This window comes from Acidovorax sp. FJL06, assembly GCF_003852545.1.
Classification (GTDB): domain Bacteria; phylum Pseudomonadota; class Gammaproteobacteria; order Burkholderiales; family Burkholderiaceae_C; genus Acidovorax.
Genome location: NZ_QAJR01000074.1, coordinates 1 through 1,618, shown reverse-complemented (window position 1 = coordinate 1,618; position 1,618 = coordinate 1). Strand labels below are relative to the sequence as shown.

Below are 1,618 nucleotides of genomic sequence, written 5' to 3'. Positions count from 1 at the left end.
CCATGTTGGAGCGCGCGGGGGTGGCCCTGCCTTGAATTGAATTGAAGCGACTGGTTGGCCACGTGAATTGCGTGACGGAACTCCGTACTGAGCGTCGGAGTAAAGAGCCGATCGGTGCGATTCGCGTGCGAATTTGGTGCGATTTTCTGGACACCACCAGACACTTCAGGGCAAAGAAAAACCGCCACAAACTGGGGTTTCCAGTGTGTGGCGGTGTCTTGTGTGGTGGGCTGGCGTCAATTGAATGAAAGCTGTAAACCCGCATGAAAGCTGGATTTCAATTTTTTATTTTTTGACTTGTTCCCCCGTTTGTTCCCCCACCGTGTTCACCATAAGCTGCCGCGTGAAAAACTGTGGGTAGAGACGGCCCCATGACCGATCAATTAGGGCAACCCAAGATTGCCATCACCACATCGTCAGCGAGCTCTACATTGCCCCATCGGCTACAAACCATCCACACGCTGCGCTATCCAGTTTCGTACTGCCTTGGCTGACCATGAGGTCGCACGCTGCCCGATCTTGATAGAACCCGGAAAGTGCCCTCGCGCCATTTGATCGTAAAGGGCCGAGCGACACATTCCCGTCAAGCGCAGCACCTCCGGCAAACGCAACAGGCGGTCTTCGTCGCCTCCATCTTCCAAAGACAGCCGTCGTACCGGCTCACCACTCTCCAGCAGCGACAACGCCTGCCTCATCAACTGAGCAGCACGGTCAGTGATTTCTCTATCGACAGCTTCCCGTTGATTCCCGCGCTCCTTGCGAGTCTGTGCTGCTGGTCTCATATGACTCCCTTTCCGGTCCAGCGACACCTGTCGCCGATTCCGTAGAGTGCCAGGGACATCCGACCCATTCCATCCATTCAAGCGCAGCCCAGCGCACCAGGGCAAATACTCCCATGGCTGTTCATACGGTGGGATTTCTCCTTGATCCCGAAGCGGGGCAACTCCAGCCTCCCACACCCATTCGGATGCACAACCTATTGAGACACCACATCCAAGCGCGCTTGACCCCCCTCTTCTACCGCTTACGGCGGCATCCCACCGAGTGTTCGGGCCGCCTGCTCAAGCCCGCCCAGGATGGCGTCAAGAACACGCGGTGAAAAGTCCTGTGGCAATTCGGCTTGCACTTCGGCGATGGCCGCTGGAGTCCGAGCAAGGATTTCTTCGATGATCGGCTCGGCGGTCGAGGCATAGCCGACCTTCTGCACGGTGCTATTGAAGTGCCTTCGCTGGATACCTTGCATCTCGTAGTGCCGGTTCTTGCCGAGCAAGGCCATCGCCAACTTGATTTCATGTGGCGACCACTGGTTCGGAGCGTTGCTCAACACCGGATAGACCGACATTACGTCGTACAGCGGGGTCAACTGGAAACGCCCGCGTGGCAGAAGCTGGATACTGAAATTCTTGGCATGGCCATCGGGTGCTCGCAGCAACCAGAACAACACCTGAGCCGCCATCAGCGTTTTCATGTCGACTTCAGCATTCACCGATTGCCGCAGCGTGCCAAACAACGCCTTGAGCCCTGGGCCGCCGTCGTTCTCATATTTGCGGAATGGCGAACAGCCCTCGACCTGGCAAAAATCTTCCTGCGGCAGACGCATGTGTTGGTGCCGATGCAA

At 56.9% G+C, this 1,618-nt stretch carries 2 protein-coding genes; both read right to left on the bottom strand.

What is annotated here, in order from left to right; genetic code table 11:
* Positions 1-443: 443 nt before the first annotated feature.
* Positions 444-695, bottom strand: a complete 252-nt coding sequence (locus DBV10_RS23415; protein WP_124515768.1) for an AlpA family transcriptional regulator — start codon at positions 693-695, stop codon at positions 444-446.
* 329 nt (positions 696-1,024) lie between these two features.
* The coding region (locus DBV10_RS22520) for a HipA domain-containing protein (RefSeq protein ID WP_148090348.1) at positions 1,025-1,618 on the bottom strand (594 nt) is incomplete at its 5' end.

Bases quoted from the DNA above. Each gene is read 5' to 3' on its own strand.
- DBV10_RS23415 (WP_124515768.1), bottom strand. From the start codon at position 695: ATGAGGCAGGCGTTGTCGCTGCTGGAGAGTGGTGAGCCGGTACGACGG.